Raw genomic sequence first — 17,829 nt, 5'->3', positions numbered from 1 at the left:
CACGATATGACGACTGCAAAAGAATTCACGCTTGCCGAACTGATCGTCGCCGTTGGCGCGCAGGCATGGGCTTCCGACGGCGAGGTTCTGGCAACCGGCATCGGGCCGCTGCCGCGTCTGGCGGCTGGTCTAGCCAAGCTGAGCTGCGCACCCGGCATCATGATGACCGACGGCGAGGCCTACCTCGTCGAGGACCCGATCCCACTCGGACCACGCGGCGACTACAAGCCGAAGCTCTCCGGCTGGATGCCGTATAGCCGCGTCTTCGACAGCGTCTGGAGCGGCCGTCGCCACGCGATGGTGACGCCGGTACAGGTCGACCGCTACGGCCAGGGTAACATCTCGGCACTTGGCGGCGAGTTCCAGAAGCCGAAGGTCGCCATGCTTGGTGTCCGCGGCTTTCCCGGAAACTCCATCTGCCACAAGAACTCGATGTTCCTGCCCAGCCATTCGAAGCGCACCTTCGTCGAGGGTGAGGTCGATGTGGTGGCGAGCGTCGGCTACAACGCCAAGAATTGGCCGGAGGGTGCCAGGCCCGCCGACGTCAAGCTCGGCGTGGTCATCACCGACCTCTGTGTCTTCGACTTCAATGGTCCCGACCATGCGGCCCAGGTGTTGTCGCTGCATCCCGGCGTGACCTTCGAACAGGTGCAGGACGCCACCGGCTTCCCGCTGCTGCGCGCCGAACGCATGACCACCACGGCAGCCCCGACCGAGGAGCAGATGGCGATCATCGGCAGGCTCGATCCCCACAATCTCCGCGCCACCGTGCTGAAGGGCAATCCTCCCGGCGTCCGCGCGGCGTGACGACATTGCCGCCGGCAGTAGTTTGCCGGCGGCTCCTTCCTGGAATGACAGTGGCGGACGCAAGATGGACTTCGAATACAGCGACAAGACAAAAAGCCTGCTCGATCGCCTCAATGCCTTCATGGACGAGCATGTCTATCCCAATGAACGCCGCTATCACGAAGAGGTCGAAGCCGACCGCTGGGGCCATCCACCTGTCCTCGAAGAATTGAAGGCCAAGGCCAAGGCAGTCGGGCTGTGGAACCTGTTTCTGCCGGACTCCTCCCACGGTGCAGGCCTGACCAATACAGAATATGCCCCACTCTGCGAGGTTATGGGCCGGGTGCACTTCTCGTCGCAGATATTCAATTGCTCGGCGCCCGACACCGGCAATATCGAGACCATCGAGCGCTACGGCACCGAGGCGCAGAAGGCGCGCTGGCTGCCTGCTATGCTCGACGGTTCGATCCGCTCTGCTTTCGCCATGACCGAGCCCGAAGTCGCATCGAGCGACGCGACCAACATCCAGAGTTCGATCGTCCGCGACGGCGACGACTACATCATCAATGGTCGCAAGTGGTGGATTTCCGGCGTCGGCGACCGCCACTGCGAATTGCTGATCTTCATGGGCAAGACCGATCCAGGTGCTGCCAAGCACCAACAGCAGTCGATGATCCTGGTGCCGATGGATACGCCCGGCATCAAGGTGCTGCGCCCGATGACGGTGTTCGGCTATGACGACGCGCCGCACGGCCACATGGACATGACTTTCGAGAATGTGCGCGTGCCTGCAACCAACATGCTGCTCGGCGAAGGCCGCGGCTTCGAGATCGCGCAGGGAAGGCTCGGACCCGGCCGCATCCATCACTGCATGCGCCTGATCGGCCTCGCCGAACGCTGCCTCGAACTGATGTGCCGGCGCGTGAAGAGCCGCGTCGCCTTCGGTCGTCCGATCGGCGAGCAGTCGGTTACGCTCGAGCGCATAGCCGAATCCCGCATCATGATCGACCAGGCCAGGCTTCTGACGCTGAAGGCTGCTTATATGATGGACACTGTCGGCAACAAGGCAGCGCGCGCCGAGATCGGTATGATCAAGGTCGCCGCACCCAACATGGCCTGCAAGGTCATCGACTGGGCGATACAGGCGCATGGCGCAGCCGGCGTGTCGCAGGATTTCGTGCTCGCCAACTACTATGCGCATGCCCGCAAGCTGCGCTTCGCCGACGGCCCCGACGAGGTGCATCGCAACCAGATCGGGCGTATCGAACTCGCCAAATACGCCGACTGACAGAGGGAGGGCAGGTCATGGATGCCAGCCGTTTCGTCGGCACCGAGCCGCTCGCCATCGACAGCAAGATCGATGTAACGCGGCTGCATGCCTACCTCAAGGCCAACATCGAAGGCTGCGAGGGTGCGTTGACGGTCGAGCGCTTCCGCGGCGGCCAGTCCAACCCGACGATGTTGTTGTCCTTCGACGGCAAGCGCAAGCTGGTGCTTCGAAAGAAGCCCGACGGCAAGCTGTTGCCGTCGGCACATGCCGTCGACCGTGAGTTCCGTGTCATCAGCGCGCTGCGCGACAGCGACGTGCCGGTCGCCGGGGCACGGCTGCTCTGCGACGACGAAAGCATCGTCGGCACCATGTTCTACGTCATGGATTTCGTCGAGGGTCGTTCATTCTGGGCACCTGCCTTGCCCGATCAATCGCCTGTAGAACGCAAGGCCATCTATCTTGAGATGAACCGCGTCGCCGCCGCTCTCCACACCACGGACTACAGGGTGGTCGGGCTCAAGGATTTCGGCAAGCCGGGCGACTATGTGGCGCGCCAGGTGACACGGTGGTCCAAGCAGTATCGGGCGTCCGAGACCGAAACCATTGAGGCGATGGACCGGCTGATCGAATGGCTGCCCGGCAACATCCCTCCTGAAACGCGCACGTCGCTGATCCACGGCGATTTCCGCATCGACAATATGCTCTTCCATCCGATCGAACCGCGCGTCGTGGCGCTCGTGGACTGGGAGCTGTCGACGCTGGGCGAACCGATGGCCGACTTCGCCTATCACATGCTGACATGGCGCCTGCCGAACAAGCCTTATCGTGGGCTGGGCGACCTCGACATCGCCGCATTAGGCATCCCCGACGAGCGCAGCTACCGCGATGCCTATCTCAAGGCGACCGGGCAGCAGGGCGTGTCGGACCGCCATTGGTACGCTTATCTTGCCTACAGCCTGTTCCGCGTCGCGGGCATTCGCCAAGGCATCATGAAGCGCGTGGTCGACGGCAATGCAGCAAGCGCGCACGCCCGTGAGGCCGGCGCCTTGGCACGGCCTGTGGCCGAGTTTGGCTGGCACTATGCCGAACTGGCGATGAAATCATAGGGAGGACGAAGATGAGCGGACTTTACCCGACTGAAGGAACGGCCATTGTCATCGGCGGCAGCGGCGGCGTCGGCGCCGAGATCTGCCGGGTGCTGGCGCGCGACGGCTGCCATGTCGCTCTGACCTACCACAGCAACCAGGCCAAGGCCGAGGCCGCAGCAGAGGCTGTTCGCGGCGAAGGCCGCAAGGCGTCCACCCACAAACTCAACATCGAGGACGTCGAGGCGACCCGCGCCTTCATCGACGGCGTAGCGGAAGCCAATGGCGGTATCCACACCGTCGTCTATGCCGCAGGACCGCTGGTGCCACTGATCCATCTCAGCAAGATCGAGCCCGAGCAGATGCGCAAGCATCTGATGCAGGACGCCTTCGGCTTCTTTAATGTCGTCCACTACGCCATCCCGCATCTGCGCAAGGCGCGCGGTTCGATCGTGGCCTGCCAGAGTTCGGCGCAGTACCGCTTCGCCGCCGCCGACGGCCTGTCGGTGGTGCCTAAATCGGCGGTGAATGCGCTGATGAAGGGCGTGGCCAAGGAAGAGGGGCGCTACGGTATCCGCGCCAATGGCGTGGCGCTCGGCATCATCGAGACCGGCCAGCACACCGAGCTCAGCAAACTCGGCTACATCGACGACAAGTACATGCAGGCGGCGGCCATGGCGACGCCGCTGCGCCGCAACGGCAAGGCGATCGACATTGCCGAGGCAGTGTCGTTCCTGGCCTCCAGCCGCGCCGGCTTCATCTCCGGCGAAGTCATCAACGTCGATGGCGGTTATCACGTCTGACCGCTTCTGCGGCGCGGTGTCCATCATCTGCGCCGTTGCCTCTTGTGCATCGAGCTTCGCAATCGATGCGTATCGCGGACCCGCCGTTAGTCTTTTCAGACGATGTTCGGCCGCCCCGTCGCTCCTAGCAAGTAGTTGGAAAACTTCGGTTCCAGGCGCTTCGCAGCAGAAAATGTCCTGCGCGTTGGCTGCCTGGTTCCCTGCCGAAAACAACTGTTCTGGAGCAGTCCTTTGCGTGAAGCCGTCATCGTTTCCGTTGCCCGCACCCCCATCGGCAAAGCCTTTCGTGGCGCCTTCAACGACACCGAAGCGCCGGCGCTGTCGGGCCATGCGGTGCGCGAAGCCGTCAAGCGCGCCGGCATCGCACCAGACGCCGTGGAAGACGTCATTCTGGGCTGTTCGGCCCAGCAGGGCACACAGGGTTACAACATCGGCCGCCTGACCGCTGCTGCTGCCGGCCTGCCGGACAGTGTGCCGGGTATGTCGATCGATCGCATGTGCTCGTCGGGCCTGATGGCGGTATCGATCGCCGCCAAGCAGATCATCGTCGACGGCATGGAGACGGTCGTCGCCGGTGGCGTCGAATCGATCAGCCTGACCCAGAACAAGCACAAGAACAGCTACCGCTCGCGTTCGCAGGCGGTGACCTCGCAGTGGCCGCACATGTACATGACGATGATCGAGACCGCCGAGATCGTCGCCAGGAAATACGGCATCAGCCGCGAGGCCCAGGACGAGTTCTCGCTCGCCAGCCAGTTGCGCACCGCTGCTGCCCACCAGGCCGGCCGCTTCGACGACGAGATCGTGCCGATGGCGTCGCGCAAGATGGTGGTCAACAAGGACACCAACGAGACCAGCTTCCAGGACGTGACGCTGGCGCAGGACGAAGGTTTCCGTGCCGACACCAATCTGGAAGGTCTGGCCAAGTTGAAGCCGGTCTTCGCCGATGGCGAGGTGATAAAGATTGGCGAGTACGTGACCGCCGGCAACTCGTCGCAGCTGTCGGACGGCGCGGCCGCACTGGTGGTCATGGAAGCCAAGCGCGCCGAGCAGCTCGGCCTCAAGCCACTTGGCGCCTATCGCGGCATGACGGTCGCCGGTTGCGCGCCTGAAGAGATGGGCATCGGGCCAATCTTCGCCGTACCGAAACTTCTGCAGAAGCAAGGCCTCAAGGTCGACGACATCGGTCTGTGGGAACTCAACGAAGCCTTCGCCAGCCAGGCCGTCTACTGCCGCGACACGCTTGGCATCGATCCGGAAAAACTCAACGTCAATGGCGGCGCCATTGCCGTCGGCCATCCGTTCGGGATGACCGGCGCGCGCACGGCCGGCCATGTGCTGATCGAAGGCCGTCGCCGCGGCGTGAAATACGGCGTCGTTACCATGTGCGTCGGCGGCGGGATGGGCGCTGCCGGCCTGTTCGAAATCTTCAACTGATCGCACACAGTTTCAAGGCATAGAAGCATCCTTGCGCGCCCTGATGGACGCACGGCGCTGCTTGGGAGGGGACGATGACCGCTGACCATCTCGGGTTTGCACAAGGATTGAAGCCCATTCTGGGCCCAGCCACCCAGCTTGGCTTTGTCGTCCGCGATATCGAGAAGGCGATGCAGCACTGGATCGACGTCTTTGGCGTCGGTCCCTTCATCTTCATGGAACGCGGCGTCAGCCAGCCGGTCAGCACCACCTGGCATCGCGGCCAGCCCGTCGAAGTCGAGCTGCGGCTCGCCTTCGGCTACATGGGCGACGTACAGATCGAGCTGATCGAGCAGACCAACGACGCCTCGTCTCCCTACACGGATTTCCTGGCGGCCGGTCGCGAAGGCCTGCAGCATCTGGGCTTCTGGGTGCATGACCATACCGAGGCGACCGCTCGCGTCGAGGCTGCCGGCTATGAGCGCGACTACGAGATCCGAGTCGCCGGCCAGGACCAATCGATCCTCTATTATCGCTCGCCTGATCTCTACGGGCCGATGCTGGAGATCGTGCCGCCGATGTGGCGCCGTTCGCGCCAGGCGGTGCTCGACCACATCCGGGCCTACACCGGTGCGGATCCGATCATTCGTTTCGACACCTATAGCGCCTTCATCCAGCACGCCGGCGTCAAGTTCGACTGATTTCCAGGAAACTGCTGTCAGACCGCGGCCGTCTGGTATCAGGCGGCCGCTTCTATTTGACCAGCTTTTCCAGCTCGTCGATCTGCTGCCGCAAGCCCGAAATGGTTTGGCGCACGGCTTCGGCATCGCGCGGCTGGTCGTGATGAGCACGCAGGCCGGCAAGTGCCATGTCGGCGATGATCTCGCCGATCTCCTGAGGTGTCTTGGCGCCTGCAGGCGAGTACCAGCGCGACGTCCAGTTGGCCATCCCGATAACCGCGAAGGCTGTCACCTTGGGGTCGACGGTGCGAAACTCGCCGCTGGCGATCCCGTCCGAGATGCAGCGGACATAGAAATCATAGATGTGGCGGCGGCCCTGGTTGTAGAGCGGGCCCAGCGCCTCGGGGATCTGGGTTTCGAGCCGCGACAACAGGATGAAGCGCGAGCCAGAAGACAGGCGGCGAACGATGCCGTCGACAATGGCGCGGCGCAGCCGCTCGGACGCCGACAGGCCGGGTTCGGCCATCAACTCCTGCAGACGGTGCGACGGTGTCAGCGCCTCCGATTCGACCAGAGCCGCAAGCATTTCTTCCTTGTTGCGGAAGTAGTGATAGACCGCCGAGCGGCCAAGGCCGAGCGCTTGGGCGATGTCGTTGATGCTAGTCTGGACATAGCCCTTGCTGTCGAACAGCTCGGCGGCAATGTCGATCAGTTGCTCGCGCACCAATTCCTTGCGCGGATTGGTCGATGCGCGAGCCGAGCCATCGCGATCAAGATATTCTGCGCCTGCGCCGCCGTCCATCTGTGCCATACGCGCTATCCTGCTCAACTCAGCAACTCCACGCTTTGGATACTCGCCGGGTCGTTCGACAACCGGGGGTCGAATCGCCCAAAGCCTGCGCTGCGGGTCGGAACGAATATAATACGGTTCGCGTTTCTGTAAGCCTGCCGCGATGCAGGATTTTTGTCGTCACGCACCGGTGTCATGAAAATGCCTCGACGGCCTCGCCGGAGATCGGCGCATATAGCGGTGCGCCGAACATCGCCCGGCGCGAGACGGGCAAGCGGCCGTCGGCATCGACAACGCCGTAGCGGGCGGCGAGTTCGGTCGAATAGAACGTGCCGCCGCTGAGGGTGCGCGCATCGCCCGCCGTATGGATGGCGGCCAGGACGCGTCCAACGAAGAACGGTGTTTCGATATGCGGCAGGCCGCCGGCGTTTTCACCGACAACCCCGCCGACGGCAATGCCCGCCAGCGTGCGTTCGGTTCCGATCAGGCCGGGCCACAGCGATATCGCCGCCACGTCGAACGGCCTCAGTTCATGTGCCATGTCGTGGGCCAGCTTGTCCTGGCCGGCCTTGCCGACGCCATAGGGCAGGCTGTGGCGATAGATCTTGCCGCCGGGGCCGGAGGTGTTGGCGATCAGCCCGGAGCGCTGGCGGACCATGATCGGGGCGGCGAAGTGACTCGCCGCATAGCTCGATCTCAGACCGACATCGATCATGTCGCGCCAGAGCGAGAGTGGACGTTCCCAGAAATTGCCGTCGGGCACGGCCCAGTCCGGCATGGCGAAGGCGTTGTTGACGAGCAGGTCGAGCCGGCCGCGCTCGGCATCGACGCGCTTGAAAAGTGCTTCTGTCTGACTGTCGTCGAGATGGTCGCAGATTGCGACGATGCCCTTGCCGCCGGCCTTGTCGATCGCTTGGGCTGTATCGCGGACAGTCCCGCCCCATGGGCCGATGGCCTGGCGGTCGCTGCGGCCGGTGCAATAGACGATGAAGCCGGCCTCGCCGAGAGCGATGGCTATGCCTCGCCCGAGGCCACGGCTGGCGCCGGTGACGACGGCGACCGGGCAGGAGTGTTCTGCGCTGCTCAAATCGGCTTCCTCGCATAGCCAAGGCCGAGTGGCTGCTGCCTGTCGGCCAGCTTCTCGGAGAAGGCAGCGCCAACCGCTTCATAGTCCCAATCGCCTTCGAGCACCGGGTCGGCGATCAGCGGATGGGTGACGAAAGACAGCTGCTTGCCGGCGATGCGCACGACCTGGCCATTGATCTCCGCAGCGGCGTCGGAAAGCAGGAAACTGACGACTGGCGCATTGATTTCCGGATCGGGCAGGGCGGCGTAATGAACCTCGCGGCTGGCTGCCTGCTCGGCCATCAACGCCTTGTTCTGGGCGGCCATTGCGGTTTCGGCCAGTGGCGACAGCGCGTTGACGCGCACGCCCGAGCCGCGCAGCTCCATCGCCCAGCTATAAGTCAGCGAAGCCACGCCGCCCTTGGTGGCGCCGTAGCCGCCGAGCGCGACGTCGCCGGCTTGCGAGCCCGAGGCAACATTGATAATCGAGCCGCCCTTGCCGGCGGCGAGCATGCGTCGCGCTGCGTGGCTGGCGCAGGCGGCGGTGCCGATCAGGTTGACCTCGACCATGCGGCGCATGTCGGCCTCGGTGAGGTCGAGGATCTTGCCGATGCGCAAGATGCCGGCATTGTTGACGATGCCGGTAATAGTGCCGAAAGCGTCGATGCAGGCATCGACCAGCGACTGGGCGTAGCTCCAAGACGAGACGTCGCCAGCATGCGCCACGGCCTTGCCGCCGGCAGCCGAGATCGAATCGACTGTTGCCTGCGCCGCCGGGGCGCTGATGTCGTTGACGACCACCGCAGCACCAAGGCGCGCGGCATGGCGCGCATAGGCTGCGCCCAGACCAGATCCGGCGCCGGTGATGACCACCGACTTGCCCTGAAGTGTATTCATTTCGTGTCCTCCCGGCCGGTCATCATGGATGGATCGGCTCAGGCGGGCATCCCACGTTCGGACGATGCCAGTGCGAGTCGTTTTCTTGGGCCGGAACACGGTCAGGCATCGCCTTTCACGCCGCTCGACAGCAGGTCGCGTGCCTCAGGCTGACCGTTGAGCAGCCGGTTGATGCGGTTCTGGACGCGCCAGCCCTCAGACGCGCGCACCAGTTCCCAACGATTGGCGCTGGCGCGTTCGACGCGCCAATGATCGCCCTGGTTGAGGTAGACACGCGAGTAGCCCGTCGCCACTGCCTTGTCTCCGTCGATCGTGACATGCGGCATGCTCAGCACGTGGGCGCAGCCGTCGGCGACATAATGGATATGCGGTTCGATATCGACCAGCGAGCCGACGATTTCGGCACCGACGAGCGGATCGCCGCCGAAATCATAGGCTCCGTCCTCGGCCCAGAGCGACGCGGTGATGCTACCACTTCGGCTGTCGACCGAAGGCCCGTAGGTGGCGAACAGCTGGTAGATGGCGAGTTGGTCCTCCAGCACTGCGATGCGCGCCTCGAGCACCGCAAATCTTGCTTCGATATCCGACATCCTACCCTCCGCATTTGCCGTAGCCTCCATAGCTGCCGGACGTGGCACGTCCGCCATCGTTCGTTTGGAGGATGAAGACGCTTTCATCTGACGCGACGGTGGCCCGACCTCAGGGAGGATGGGATGAACCTTGCAGATCGGATCGCTGCCGAGCACGAATGCGCCAAGCTTGTGCTGCGTTATTGCGTGCTTGTCGACGACTACAAGCACGAGGACCTGGTTGCGCTTTGGGCGTCTGACGGCTTGTGGGAAACCTGGAAGGGGCCGCTCAAGGGCCATGCCGAAATGCGCGCCTATCTCGACGCCAAGGCGCAGACAGACACCACCATCCACATGGCGCACAACATCGTCATCGATGTGATCGATGCCGACAATGCGCTTGGGGTGGCGACTTTCACCTACCATGGAACAAGTCGCGACGATCCAAAAGCGACGCTGCCACGCGTCGTCGGGCGCTATTTCGACCGCTTCGTCCGAACCCCTGATGGCTGGCGCTTCGCCCACAGGCGCACCGACATGACCTTCCGTGCCGGTTAGTCAGCCCACGGTTTGGGCGCCGTCCACCACCAGCACGGCGCCGGTAACGAAGCTGGCCTCGTCGGAGGCGAGATAGGCGAAGGCGCTGGCGATATCCTCAGGCTCGCCGCTCTCCTTGCCGGCGAGCTTGGGCGGCTTGACCATGATGTCGGGATCCTGGTCCTCGATGGGTTGCAGGCCGGTGCCAATCTCAGTGCGCACGCGGCCAGGACAGATGGCGTTGAAGCGCACGCCCTTCGGCCCATATTCCGTCGCCAGCGACTTGGTCATGGCGATGATGCCTGCCTTGGAGGCAGCATAGGCAGCCGCGTAAGCGATGCCCTGCAGGCCGGCTGTCGACGCCGTCGACACGACATTGCCGCGCGAGGCGATCAACGCCGGCAATGCCTGGTGCACGATATGGAAAACGCTTTCGAGGTTGATACCGAACACCAGCGACCAGTCGTCGCCGGTCTGGTTGGCGAAATGGTCGCGTCGGTAGATGCCGGCGTTGTTGATCAGGCTATCGAGGCGGCCATGCAGGGCCAGCGCATCATCTACCATCCTGCGCGCCGAAGGCTTGTCGGCCGCGTCGTAGGCAAGCGCATCGGCGCGGACGCCGTACTGTCTGCTGGCCGTGGCGCAGACTTGTCTAGCGCCTTCGACATTGCGGTCGGCGAGGATCAGCGTGGCACCTTCCGAGGCCAATCGCAAGGCGGTAGCGCGGCCGATGCCGGATGCGGCACCGGTGACCAGCACCACCTTGTTGTCGAAACGCTTGAGCCCCATAGTCGCCTCCAGTGCAATGCGCGACCGCTTCGCGTCGGCCGTCTCAGCCGAGTAGACTAGGGCGGGCCAAGCAGCAGCATCCCACATTTGGACGATGTTGCTGGTGCTGGTCGGTGGCATCCGGCATGAAGCGCTTCGGTTTCCGCATCACGCGCTACGTGCCGCTCAATCCGTGCCACAGGTCCGCATGCTCGAATTCACACCAGACCAGCAGATGATCCGCGAGGAGGCCCAGCGCTTCCTGCGTGAGCAGTCTTCCTCCGAAGCGATCAGGCGGGTCGTTGATGCTGGCGCGAGCCATGACGCCGGACTTTGGGCGAGCATTTCGCGCGAGCTCGGCTGGTGCGCCATGGCGATCCCCGAGGCGTTCGGCGGGTTGGGGCTCGGCGCCACCGAAGTGGTGATTCTGATGGAACTTACCGGTGCGCGCCTTGCCTGCGTGCCCTTCTGGTCGACGGTTTGCATGGCGGCACGACTCATCGAGGCGGCCGGTAGCGAGGCTGCGAAGACAAAGTACCTTGGCGCTATTGCCGCCGGTGAAATGGCCGTGACCGTCGCTTTGGGCGATCTTTCCGCGGCGAACCCGATGTCGGGCACTTCTGTCAGGGCGGTCAAATCGGCGGACGGCTACGTGCTGACTGGCAAGGTAGCGCAGGTGATCGACCTTGCCGCCGCTGATCTGGTGATTGTACCGGCCCAGCTCGAGGACGGTGCGACCGCCTTGTTTGCGCTCGAACGCGACACTGGACAGGTGATCCTGCCGCTCAAGGTGATCGACGGCACGCGCCCGGTCGCTTCGCTTGAGCTGGCTAGCGTCGCGGTCTCGACTACACAGCGGATCGACGCTGGCGGGCTCACTGACGCAGCAGCACAGTCGGCGCTGGCCTTCGCCAATCTCGGCCTGGCCGCCGAACAACTCGGCGCAGCGCAGGGCGCACTCGATGTCACACTCGCCTATGTCGCCGAGCGCGTGCAGTTCGGCCGCACCATCGCTTCGTTCCAGGCTATCAAGCATCGCTGCGCCGAACTCGTCGTCGACATCGCCGAGGCACGCTCGCTGGTTTTCGGTGCGGCTGCAGGTTTGGGCGGAATGGATGCGGCCGAAAGCGCGCTGGAAGTATCTGGCGCGCGAGTGCTGGCTTCGGACCTGCAGTTCCGTGCTGCCGAAGAAGCGATCCAGTTGCACGGCGGCGTCGGGTTCACATGGGAGTATGACCCCCATCTCTACTTCAAGCGCGCGCAGGCCAGTGCTGCGCTGCTCGGTTCGCGCGAGGCGCATCTCGACCGCATTGCCGCATCTGTCTTCGCTGATGGAGGCCTCAAATGAGCGGAGTCGAAGCTTTCCGCACCGAGGTGCGCGACTGGATGGCAATCCATCTCACCGGCAAGTTCGCCGAGCTGAAATTTCGCGGTGGCTCGGGTGAGGGCGATGCCCTGCCCGAACTGCGCAAGGAATGGGAACGCGAACTGGCTGCCGGCGGCTGGACCTGCCCGGGGTGGGCAAAGGAGCATGGGGGGCGCGGTCTATCGGTGGCCGAGCAGATCGCCTTCCAGGAAGAGTACAGTCGAGCCGGCGGGCCCGGCCGGATGGGCCATATCGGCGAAGGCCTGATGGGGCCGACGCTGATCGCCTTCGGCACGGAAGAACAGAAGAAACGCTTCCTGCCCGGCATCCTCAGCGGCACCGAATTCTGGTGCCAGGGCTATTCCGAGCCGAGCGCCGGCTCCGACTTCGGCAACATCAAGACCCGTGCCAAGCTCGACCCTGTAACAGGCGACTGGATCGTGTCGGGGCAGAAGGTCTGGACCTCGCTCGCGCATCTGTCCGACTGGATTTTCGTCGTAGCGCGGTGCGAGGAGGGCTCGATCGGCCGCAATGGCTTGATCTTCCTGCTGATGCCGCTTTCCCAGCCGGACGTCGAGATCCATCCGATCAAGCAGATCGGCGGCGGCGCTGAGTTTAATTCGGTGTTTTTCGATGGCGCGCGCGCCAAGGCAGAGGATGTGGTCGGCCAGCCCGGCGACGGCTGGAAGATCGCCATGGCCTTGCTCGGATTCGAACGCGGCATCTCGACGCTCGGCCAGCAGATGAGCTTCCAGCAAGAACTTGACCTGATCGTCGAGATCGCCAGGGAGAACGGCTCTGACCGCTCGCCTGCCATCCGCCAGCGCGTCGCGTATGCCTGGACCGGCCTGCGCGCCATGCGCTACCTCGCCATGCGAGTTTTGAGCGACGATCAGTCGGCGGAAGCGCGTCGCGAGGCGCTGACCTACAAGTACCAGTGGTCGAACTGGCACCGCGACCTCGGCCGCCTCGCCATGGACGTGCTGAAGATGGATGCCAACGTTGTAGCAGACGATCCGCGCCGCGAACGGCTGCAGCAGATGTTCTTGTTTGCCCGCGCCGACACGATCTACGGCGGCACCAACGAGATCCAGCTCAACATCATCGCCGAGCAAGGGCTCGGCATGCCCAAGGAGCCGCGCGGCAAGCTGTAGAGGCCGCGGTCGATTGGGGCATAGGTTTTGGGAGGACCTGCATGGGCATTCGAGAGGCGAACCTGAACGAACTTGCGGCGCGTGATGCGCTGCGGCGGCTGGTGACGGCCTATTCGCGCGCCGTCGACCGGCGCGATTTCAAGCTGCTGCGCAGCCTTTATCATGACGAGGCGTTCGAGGCGCATGGCGACATGTTCAGCGGCGGGCCGGACGACTATATGGCTTTCGTCGAGAAGGCCTTGTCCAGCTATGCCGCGACTGCGCACTACGTGGTCAACTCCAGCTTCGAGATCGACGGCGACCGCGCCGAGGGCGAGGTCTACAAGATCAACTATCACCGTACGCACGGGCCTGACGCCTATGAGGTGATCACCGGCAGCCGCAGCCTTGATCGCTACAGGCGCGACGATGGCGAGTGGCGTTTCCTCGGACGCTCGATCACGCTCGACTGGTCTACCAAGCGCGCCGTCGACGCCGACGCCTACAAGGATTTTGCTGCCGGCAGCCCGCCCGGCCAGCCGGGGTCAGACGACCTGTCCTACAGAGCACTGACGCTTTTCGACCGTCACGGCTGACGCCTCAACCAGCTTACAGACCGGGATTTCCGCAGGGAGGGAAAACATGACTGACCAGAGACAATTCGCCGGCAAGATTGCCGTGGTGACCGGCGCCGGCAACGGCATTGGCCGCGCGGCGGCGATCGCCTACGCCCAGGAGGGCGCCGATGTCGCGATCCTCGACCGCGAGGCAGAGGCACTCGCCGAAACCGCCGAGATGGTGCGCGCTCACAAGGTCAAGGCACTGCCGCTGATCGGCGACATGATGAACCAGGAGGTGGTTGTCGACAGCTTCGCCCGCATCAAGCGCGAACTTGGCCCGGTCGACATCCTGCTCAACAACATCGGCCAGACCGCGCGCGAGAATTACTCCGAGTTCTGGCAGGCCAAGCCCGAGACGCTGCAGTTCGTGATCGGCGTGTCGTTGATGACCACGCTGACCTGTACGCGCCAGGTCGTCGAGGACATGCGCGAGCGTCGCTCAGGCAAGATCGTCTCGATCTCCTCGGATTCGGCGATGAACGGTGACATCGGCACCGTCGACTACGCCTCGGCCAAGGCCGGCGTGCTCGGCTTTACCCGCGCACTCGCCCGCGAACTCGGGCCGTTCAAGGTCAACGTCAACGCTGTCTGCCCGGGACCGACCAACACTCGCGCCATGCAGCGCATCCCCAAGGATGCCTATGAGCGGGCCAAGAACATGATCCCGCTCGGCGAACTCAGCGAGCCCGAAGACATTGCAAACGCTGTGGTTTTCCTGTCGAGCGAGAAGTCGCGCTTCATCACCGGCCAGACGCTGATGGTCAACGGCGGACGCGTCTTCTACTGATCGTTTTCGTTAGTTCATTCAGACGATGTTCCACTTTGTGCGGCGCATCATTTGAAACGAGACAGTGCGATCGCCCAAAGCCCCAAGCAAGGGCGGTTGCCGGAACTTCAGCGAGAGAGAATGCCCATGTCCCTGCATACCGTATTGTGCGAACGCCTCGGCAGCCGCTACCCGGTCGTGCAGACGGCCATGGGCTGGGTCGCCGACGCAAACCTCACCGCTGCGACCTGCAATGCCGGCGGCTTCGGCTTCTTTGCCGGCGCCACCACCGAACCGGGCGACGTCGAAAACCAGATCCTCGCCATCAAGGCCAGGACTGACCGGCCCTTCGGCGTCAACTTCCACATGTTCCAGCCCAACGCCGAGGAAGTCATCTCGGTCGTCATCAAGCACAAGGTACGCGCCGTCAGCTACGGCCGCGGGCCCGATGCCAAGACCATCAAGCGGCTCAAGGATGCCGGAGTGGTGTGCATGCCGACCGTCGGTGCGGTCAAGCACGCGATCAAGGCCGTCGAGCTCGGCGCCGACATCATCACCGTCCAGGGCGGCGAGGGTGGCGGCCATACCGGCGCGGTGCCAACGACCATCCTGCTGCCGCAGGTGCTGGACGCGGTAAAGGTCCCGGTGGTTGCCGCCGGCGGTTTCTTCGACGGACGCGGCCTTGCGGCTGCCCTCAGCTATGGTGCCGCCGGCATTGCCATGGGCACGCGCTTCCTTATGACCAAGGAGTCGCCTGTTCCGCGCCCGGCGCTCGACCGCTATCTCGCCACCAAGGACCCGACGCTGATCCGCACCACGACGGCCGTCGACGGCCTGCCGCAGCGCTTCATTGAGAATGCCGAGATCAAGCGTCTCGAAAGCATGGGCCTGCCGGCACGCTTGGCGATGAGCATGAAATATGCCCGCCAGTGGGGCAAGGAGAGCGGGCTTGGCCCGATCGCCATGGCCAAGCTCGGCCTCAAGGTGCTGTCGAGCAGCGAAAACAGCTTTGCCCAGACCGTGATGGCGCCGAACTTGCCGATGCTGGTGCAGCGCGGCGTGGTCGAGGGCAACACCGAAGCCGGCCTGCTGCCTTCCGGCCAGGCTGCTGCCATGATCGACAAGCTCGAAAGCTGCGAAGAGCTGATCGCTCGCATCGTGAGTGAGGCGGAAGCGCGGCTGAAGGCCGTCTCGGCGCTCGTCGCCGCCAACTGATTGGAGAGAATTCGATGAGCGACCAATTCTGGACCAGGATCGAAGACGGCATTGCCGAACTGGTGATCGAAAACGCACCGGTCAATGCACTCGACAGCATCGGCTGGCGCATGCTGTCGCAGAAGATCGACGCGCTCAACGTCAATGCCGACGTCCGCGTGATCGTCATCCGCGCCGAGGGCCGCGGCTTCTGCGCCGGCGTCGACATCAAGGAGCTGCAGAAGCACCCCGAGCGCATCCCTGAGGTGAATGCCGGCAACTGGGAGACGTTCCGGGCGGTGCATCGTGGCCTGAAGCCGGTGATCGTCGCGGCTCACGGTTACATCCTTGGCGGTGGCATCGGCATCTGCGGCTCAGCCGACATCATCATCTGCTCGCCCGACGCCACCTTCGGTGTGCCAGAAGTCGACCGTGGCGCGCTCGGTGCCGGCGCGCATCTGCAGCGCCTGTTTCCGGTGCAGAAGGTGCGCCAGATGTATTTCACCGGCGAGCCAATCGACGCCGCCGAAGCCTACCGGCTCGGTGCCGTCGAGAAGATCGTGCCGCGCGAGGAGTTGCGCGACGCGGCGATCGAGCTCGCCAGGACCATTGCCGCCAAGAGCGCGATCATGATCCGCCTCGCCAAGGAAGCGCTGAACGGCATTGAGGACGGTGACCTCGAGAAGAAATACCGCTGGGAACAGGGTTTTACGGCCCAGGCCTACCTGACCCAGGAATCGCAGGAGGCGCGCGACGCCTTCGTCAGCAAGCGCGACGCCGACTTCAAGAAGTAACCAGACCAGGACGCCCCCGAGATGACCGCCACCAAGATCCTCCCCGTTCCGCCCTATGTCGAAGGCCACGGCCTGCTCAAGGGCCGCTCCGTGCTGATCACCGCGGCCGCCGGTGTCGGCATCGGCTTTGCTGCCGCCCGCAAGGCGATCGAGGAAGGCTGCCGTGCCATCATGATCTCCGACGTCCATGAGCGGCGGCTGGCGGAGGCCGTCGAGAAGCTGCGTGAGGTCTCGGCGACGGTCGAGATCCACAGCCAGCTCTGCAACGTCACCGACGAGGAGCAGGTGCAGGCGCTGGTCGACGCGGCCGAGGACAAGCTCGGCGGCATCGACGTGCTGATAAACAATGCCGGTCTCGGCGGTCTCAAGCCCGTCGTCGAGATGACCGACCAGGAATGGAACCTGGTGCTTGACGTCACACTCACCGGCACGATGCGCATGACGCGCGCGGCACTCAAGAAGATGCAGCCGCGCGGCAAGGGCGCCATCGTCAACAACGCCTCGGTGCTGGGGTGGCGCGCCCAGAAGGGCCAGTCGCATTATGCCGCCGCCAAGGCCGGCGTCATGGCCTTCACGCGCTGCTCTGCGGTGGAAGCCGCCGAATACGGCATCCGTATCAATGCGGTGTCGCCGTCGATTGCCATGCACGACTTCCTCAAACGATCGGCGCCACAGGAGCAGCTCGACGCGCTGGCGAGCCAGGAAGCCTTCGGCCGCGCCGCTGAAGTGTGGGAAATCGCCAACGTCATGATGTTTCTGGCCAGTGACTATGCCGGCTACATGGTCGGCGAGATCGTCTCCGTCTCCAGCCAGAGGTCGTGACGATGGGCCTGGTCTTTTCCTCGCCCGACGAGGCGATGGCCGCCATCGGCCTGAGCCTCGGTTCGACCGACTGGCTCGTCATCGATCAGGCGCGCATCGACATGTTCGCCGAGGCGACCGGCGACCACCAGTGGATCCATGTTGATCCCGTGCGCGCCAAGGATGGTCCGTTCGGCGGCACGGTAGCGCATGGCTGCCTGACGTTTTCGCTGATCAACGGCTTCCTGCCCGACCTTTTCAAGGCCGAAGGCATGAAGATGGGCATCAACTATGGCTGCGACCGGCTGCGCTTTCCCGCGCCTGTTCCGGTTAATTCCAGGGTTCGCGCCACCGGCGAGCTGGTCAACGCCGAGTTCCTGCCTGGCAATGCCGTGCAGACGACGGTGCGTGTGACCATTGAGGTCGAAGGCTCGGTCAAGCCCGGCTGCGTCGCCGACATGGTCGGCCGGTACTACTTCTGAAGCGCCC

Annotated in this window: 20 protein-coding genes; 15 read left to right on the top strand and 5 right to left on the bottom strand. The window is 64.0% G+C overall.

What is annotated here, in order from left to right:
- The first annotated feature begins 6 nt into the window (after positions 1 to 6).
- The 6 genes from IHE39_RS07105 (at position 7) to IHE39_RS07080 (ending at position 6,061) form a co-directional block, all read left to right on the top strand.
- Positions 7 to 807, top strand: a complete 801-nt coding sequence (locus tag IHE39_RS07105) for a CoA-transferase subunit beta (RefSeq protein WP_184767754.1) — start codon at positions 7 to 9, stop codon at positions 805 to 807.
- Between the two features lie 64 nt (positions 808 to 871).
- Entirely contained in the window at positions 872 to 2,074 is a 1,203-nt protein-coding gene (locus IHE39_RS07100) for an acyl-CoA dehydrogenase family protein (protein WP_192565929.1), read from the top strand.
- A 17-nt stretch (positions 2,075 to 2,091) separates the two neighbouring features.
- On the top strand, positions 2,092 to 3,162 hold the full coding sequence (locus IHE39_RS07095) for a phosphotransferase family protein (RefSeq protein WP_192565928.1): 1,071 nt from the start codon (positions 2,092 to 2,094) through the stop codon (positions 3,160 to 3,162).
- A gap of 11 nt (positions 3,163 to 3,173) precedes the next feature.
- Positions 3,174 to 3,944, top strand: coding sequence for an SDR family NAD(P)-dependent oxidoreductase (locus IHE39_RS07090; protein ID WP_192565927.1), 771 nt, complete (start codon positions 3,174 to 3,176; stop codon positions 3,942 to 3,944).
- A 231-nt stretch (positions 3,945 to 4,175) separates the two neighbouring features.
- A complete protein-coding gene (locus IHE39_RS07085) occupies positions 4,176 to 5,381 on the top strand; it encodes an acetyl-CoA C-acyltransferase (protein ID WP_192565926.1) in 1,206 nt (401 codons plus the stop codon).
- Between the two features lie 74 nt (positions 5,382 to 5,455).
- Positions 5,456 to 6,061, top strand: coding sequence for a VOC family protein (locus tag IHE39_RS07080; protein ID WP_192565925.1), 606 nt, complete (start codon positions 5,456 to 5,458; stop codon positions 6,059 to 6,061).
- 52 nt (positions 6,062 to 6,113) lie between these two features.
- Here IHE39_RS07080 and IHE39_RS07075 read toward each other — a convergent pair whose 3' ends face one another.
- The 4 genes from IHE39_RS07075 to IHE39_RS07060 form a co-directional block, all read right to left on the bottom strand.
- A complete protein-coding gene (locus IHE39_RS07075) occupies positions 6,114 to 6,851 on the bottom strand; it encodes a TetR/AcrR family transcriptional regulator (protein WP_246470533.1) in 738 nt (245 codons plus the stop codon).
- 172 nt (positions 6,852 to 7,023) lie between these two features.
- Positions 7,024 to 7,917, bottom strand: coding sequence for an SDR family NAD(P)-dependent oxidoreductase (locus tag IHE39_RS07070; RefSeq protein WP_192565924.1), 894 nt, complete (start codon positions 7,915 to 7,917; stop codon positions 7,024 to 7,026).
- On the bottom strand, positions 7,914 to 8,792 hold the full coding sequence (locus IHE39_RS07065) for an SDR family NAD(P)-dependent oxidoreductase (RefSeq protein ID WP_192565923.1): 879 nt from the start codon (positions 8,790 to 8,792) through the stop codon (positions 7,914 to 7,916). Before IHE39_RS07065 ends, IHE39_RS07070 begins: the two co-directional genes overlap by 4 nt.
- A 101-nt stretch (positions 8,793 to 8,893) precedes the next feature.
- A complete protein-coding gene (locus tag IHE39_RS07060; protein WP_192565922.1) occupies positions 8,894 to 9,382 on the bottom strand; it encodes a nuclear transport factor 2 family protein in 489 nt (162 codons plus the stop codon).
- Positions 9,383 to 9,505: 123 nt separating this feature from the next.
- On the opposite strand from IHE39_RS07060, the gene IHE39_RS07055 reads away from it, so the two are divergent.
- Positions 9,506 to 9,919, top strand: coding sequence for a nuclear transport factor 2 family protein (locus IHE39_RS07055; protein ID WP_192565921.1), 414 nt, complete (start codon positions 9,506 to 9,508; stop codon positions 9,917 to 9,919).
- Here the strand turns inward: IHE39_RS07055 and IHE39_RS07050 are convergent, their stop codons facing one another.
- Complete coding sequence (locus IHE39_RS07050) at positions 9,920 to 10,687, bottom strand: SDR family NAD(P)-dependent oxidoreductase (protein ID WP_192565920.1); 768 nt, start codon at positions 10,685 to 10,687, stop codon at positions 9,920 to 9,922.
- A gap of 187 nt (positions 10,688 to 10,874) precedes the next feature.
- On the opposite strand from IHE39_RS07050, the gene IHE39_RS07045 reads away from it, so the two are divergent.
- The 8 genes from IHE39_RS07045 to IHE39_RS07010 all read left to right on the top strand — a co-directional run bounded on the left by IHE39_RS07045 (position 10,875) and on the right by IHE39_RS07010 (position 17,822).
- A complete protein-coding gene (locus IHE39_RS07045; RefSeq protein ID WP_192565919.1) occupies positions 10,875 to 12,014 on the top strand; it encodes an acyl-CoA dehydrogenase family protein in 1,140 nt (379 codons plus the stop codon).
- Positions 12,011 to 13,186, top strand: a complete 1,176-nt coding sequence (locus tag IHE39_RS07040; RefSeq protein WP_192565918.1) for an acyl-CoA dehydrogenase family protein — start codon at positions 12,011 to 12,013, stop codon at positions 13,184 to 13,186. The genes IHE39_RS07045 and IHE39_RS07040 overlap by 4 nt, the downstream gene beginning before the upstream one ends.
- 41 nt (positions 13,187 to 13,227) lie before the next feature.
- Positions 13,228 to 13,761 carry a nuclear transport factor 2 family protein gene (locus tag IHE39_RS07035; protein ID WP_192565917.1) on the top strand — a complete coding sequence of 178 codons (534 nt, stop codon included), beginning with the start codon at positions 13,228 to 13,230 and terminating at the stop codon, positions 13,759 to 13,761.
- 46 nt (positions 13,762 to 13,807) lie between these two features.
- Positions 13,808 to 14,572: an SDR family NAD(P)-dependent oxidoreductase gene (locus tag IHE39_RS07030; RefSeq protein WP_192565916.1), complete on the top strand. Its 765-nt coding sequence runs from the start codon at positions 13,808 to 13,810 to the stop codon at positions 14,570 to 14,572.
- A 126-nt stretch (positions 14,573 to 14,698) separates the two neighbouring features.
- Positions 14,699 to 15,766, top strand: coding sequence for an NAD(P)H-dependent flavin oxidoreductase (locus IHE39_RS07025; protein ID WP_192565915.1), 1,068 nt, complete (start codon positions 14,699 to 14,701; stop codon positions 15,764 to 15,766).
- A 14-nt stretch (positions 15,767 to 15,780) separates the two neighbouring features.
- The gene (locus tag IHE39_RS07020) at positions 15,781 to 16,539 is read left to right on the top strand and encodes an enoyl-CoA hydratase family protein (RefSeq protein WP_192565914.1); all 759 of its coding nucleotides are present in this window, start codon (positions 15,781 to 15,783) and stop codon (positions 16,537 to 16,539) included.
- A gap of 21 nt (positions 16,540 to 16,560) precedes the next feature.
- On the top strand, positions 16,561 to 17,361 hold the full coding sequence (locus tag IHE39_RS07015) for an SDR family oxidoreductase (protein ID WP_210322158.1): 801 nt from the start codon (positions 16,561 to 16,563) through the stop codon (positions 17,359 to 17,361).
- A 2-nt stretch (positions 17,362 to 17,363) separates the two neighbouring features.
- Positions 17,364 to 17,822: a MaoC family dehydratase gene (locus IHE39_RS07010; RefSeq protein ID WP_192565913.1), complete on the top strand. Its 459-nt coding sequence runs from the start codon at positions 17,364 to 17,366 to the stop codon at positions 17,820 to 17,822.
- Positions 17,823 to 17,829 lie beyond the last annotated feature (7 nt).

It is taken from the genome of Aminobacter carboxidus, assembly GCF_014863355.1.
In the GTDB taxonomy this organism is placed as follows: domain Bacteria; phylum Pseudomonadota; class Alphaproteobacteria; order Rhizobiales; family Rhizobiaceae; genus Aminobacter; species Aminobacter carboxidus.
Note: the sequence above shows the minus strand (reverse complement) of the source record. Positions and strands in the feature narration are given on the sequence as shown.

Coding starts and splice junctions, on each gene's coding strand:
- IHE39_RS07025 (WP_192565915.1), top strand. CDS start 14,699: ATGTCCCTGCATACCGTATTGTGCGAACGCCTCGGCAGCCGCTACCCG.
- IHE39_RS07035 (WP_192565917.1), top strand. CDS start 13,228: ATGGGCATTCGAGAGGCGAACCTGAACGAACTTGCGGCGCGTGATGCG.
- IHE39_RS07105 (WP_184767754.1), top strand. CDS start 7: ATGACGACTGCAAAAGAATTCACGCTTGCCGAACTGATCGTCGCCGTT.
- IHE39_RS07015 (WP_210322158.1), top strand. CDS start 16,561: ATGACCGCCACCAAGATCCTCCCCGTTCCGCCCTATGTCGAAGGCCAC.
- IHE39_RS07060 (WP_192565922.1), bottom strand. CDS start 9,382: ATGTCGGATATCGAAGCAAGATTTGCGGTGCTCGAGGCGCGCATCGCA.
- IHE39_RS07020 (WP_192565914.1), top strand. CDS start 15,781: ATGAGCGACCAATTCTGGACCAGGATCGAAGACGGCATTGCCGAACTG.
- IHE39_RS07010 (WP_192565913.1), top strand. CDS start 17,364: ATGGGCCTGGTCTTTTCCTCGCCCGACGAGGCGATGGCCGCCATCGGC.
- IHE39_RS07065 (WP_192565923.1), bottom strand. CDS start 8,792: ATGAATACACTTCAGGGCAAGTCGGTGGTCATCACCGGCGCCGGATCT.
- IHE39_RS07075 (WP_246470533.1), bottom strand. CDS start 6,851: ATGGCACAGATGGACGGCGGCGCAGGCGCAGAATATCTTGATCGCGAT.
- IHE39_RS07090 (WP_192565927.1), top strand. CDS start 3,174: ATGAGCGGACTTTACCCGACTGAAGGAACGGCCATTGTCATCGGCGGC.
- IHE39_RS07040 (WP_192565918.1), top strand. CDS start 12,011: ATGAGCGGAGTCGAAGCTTTCCGCACCGAGGTGCGCGACTGGATGGCA.
- IHE39_RS07030 (WP_192565916.1), top strand. CDS start 13,808: ATGACTGACCAGAGACAATTCGCCGGCAAGATTGCCGTGGTGACCGGC.
- IHE39_RS07100 (WP_192565929.1), top strand. CDS start 872: ATGGACTTCGAATACAGCGACAAGACAAAAAGCCTGCTCGATCGCCTC.
- IHE39_RS07055 (WP_192565921.1), top strand. CDS start 9,506: ATGAACCTTGCAGATCGGATCGCTGCCGAGCACGAATGCGCCAAGCTT.
- IHE39_RS07080 (WP_192565925.1), top strand. CDS start 5,456: ATGACCGCTGACCATCTCGGGTTTGCACAAGGATTGAAGCCCATTCTG.
- IHE39_RS07095 (WP_192565928.1), top strand. CDS start 2,092: ATGGATGCCAGCCGTTTCGTCGGCACCGAGCCGCTCGCCATCGACAGC.
- IHE39_RS07050 (WP_192565920.1), bottom strand. CDS start 10,687: ATGGGGCTCAAGCGTTTCGACAACAAGGTGGTGCTGGTCACCGGTGCC.
- IHE39_RS07045 (WP_192565919.1), top strand. CDS start 10,875: ATGCTCGAATTCACACCAGACCAGCAGATGATCCGCGAGGAGGCCCAG.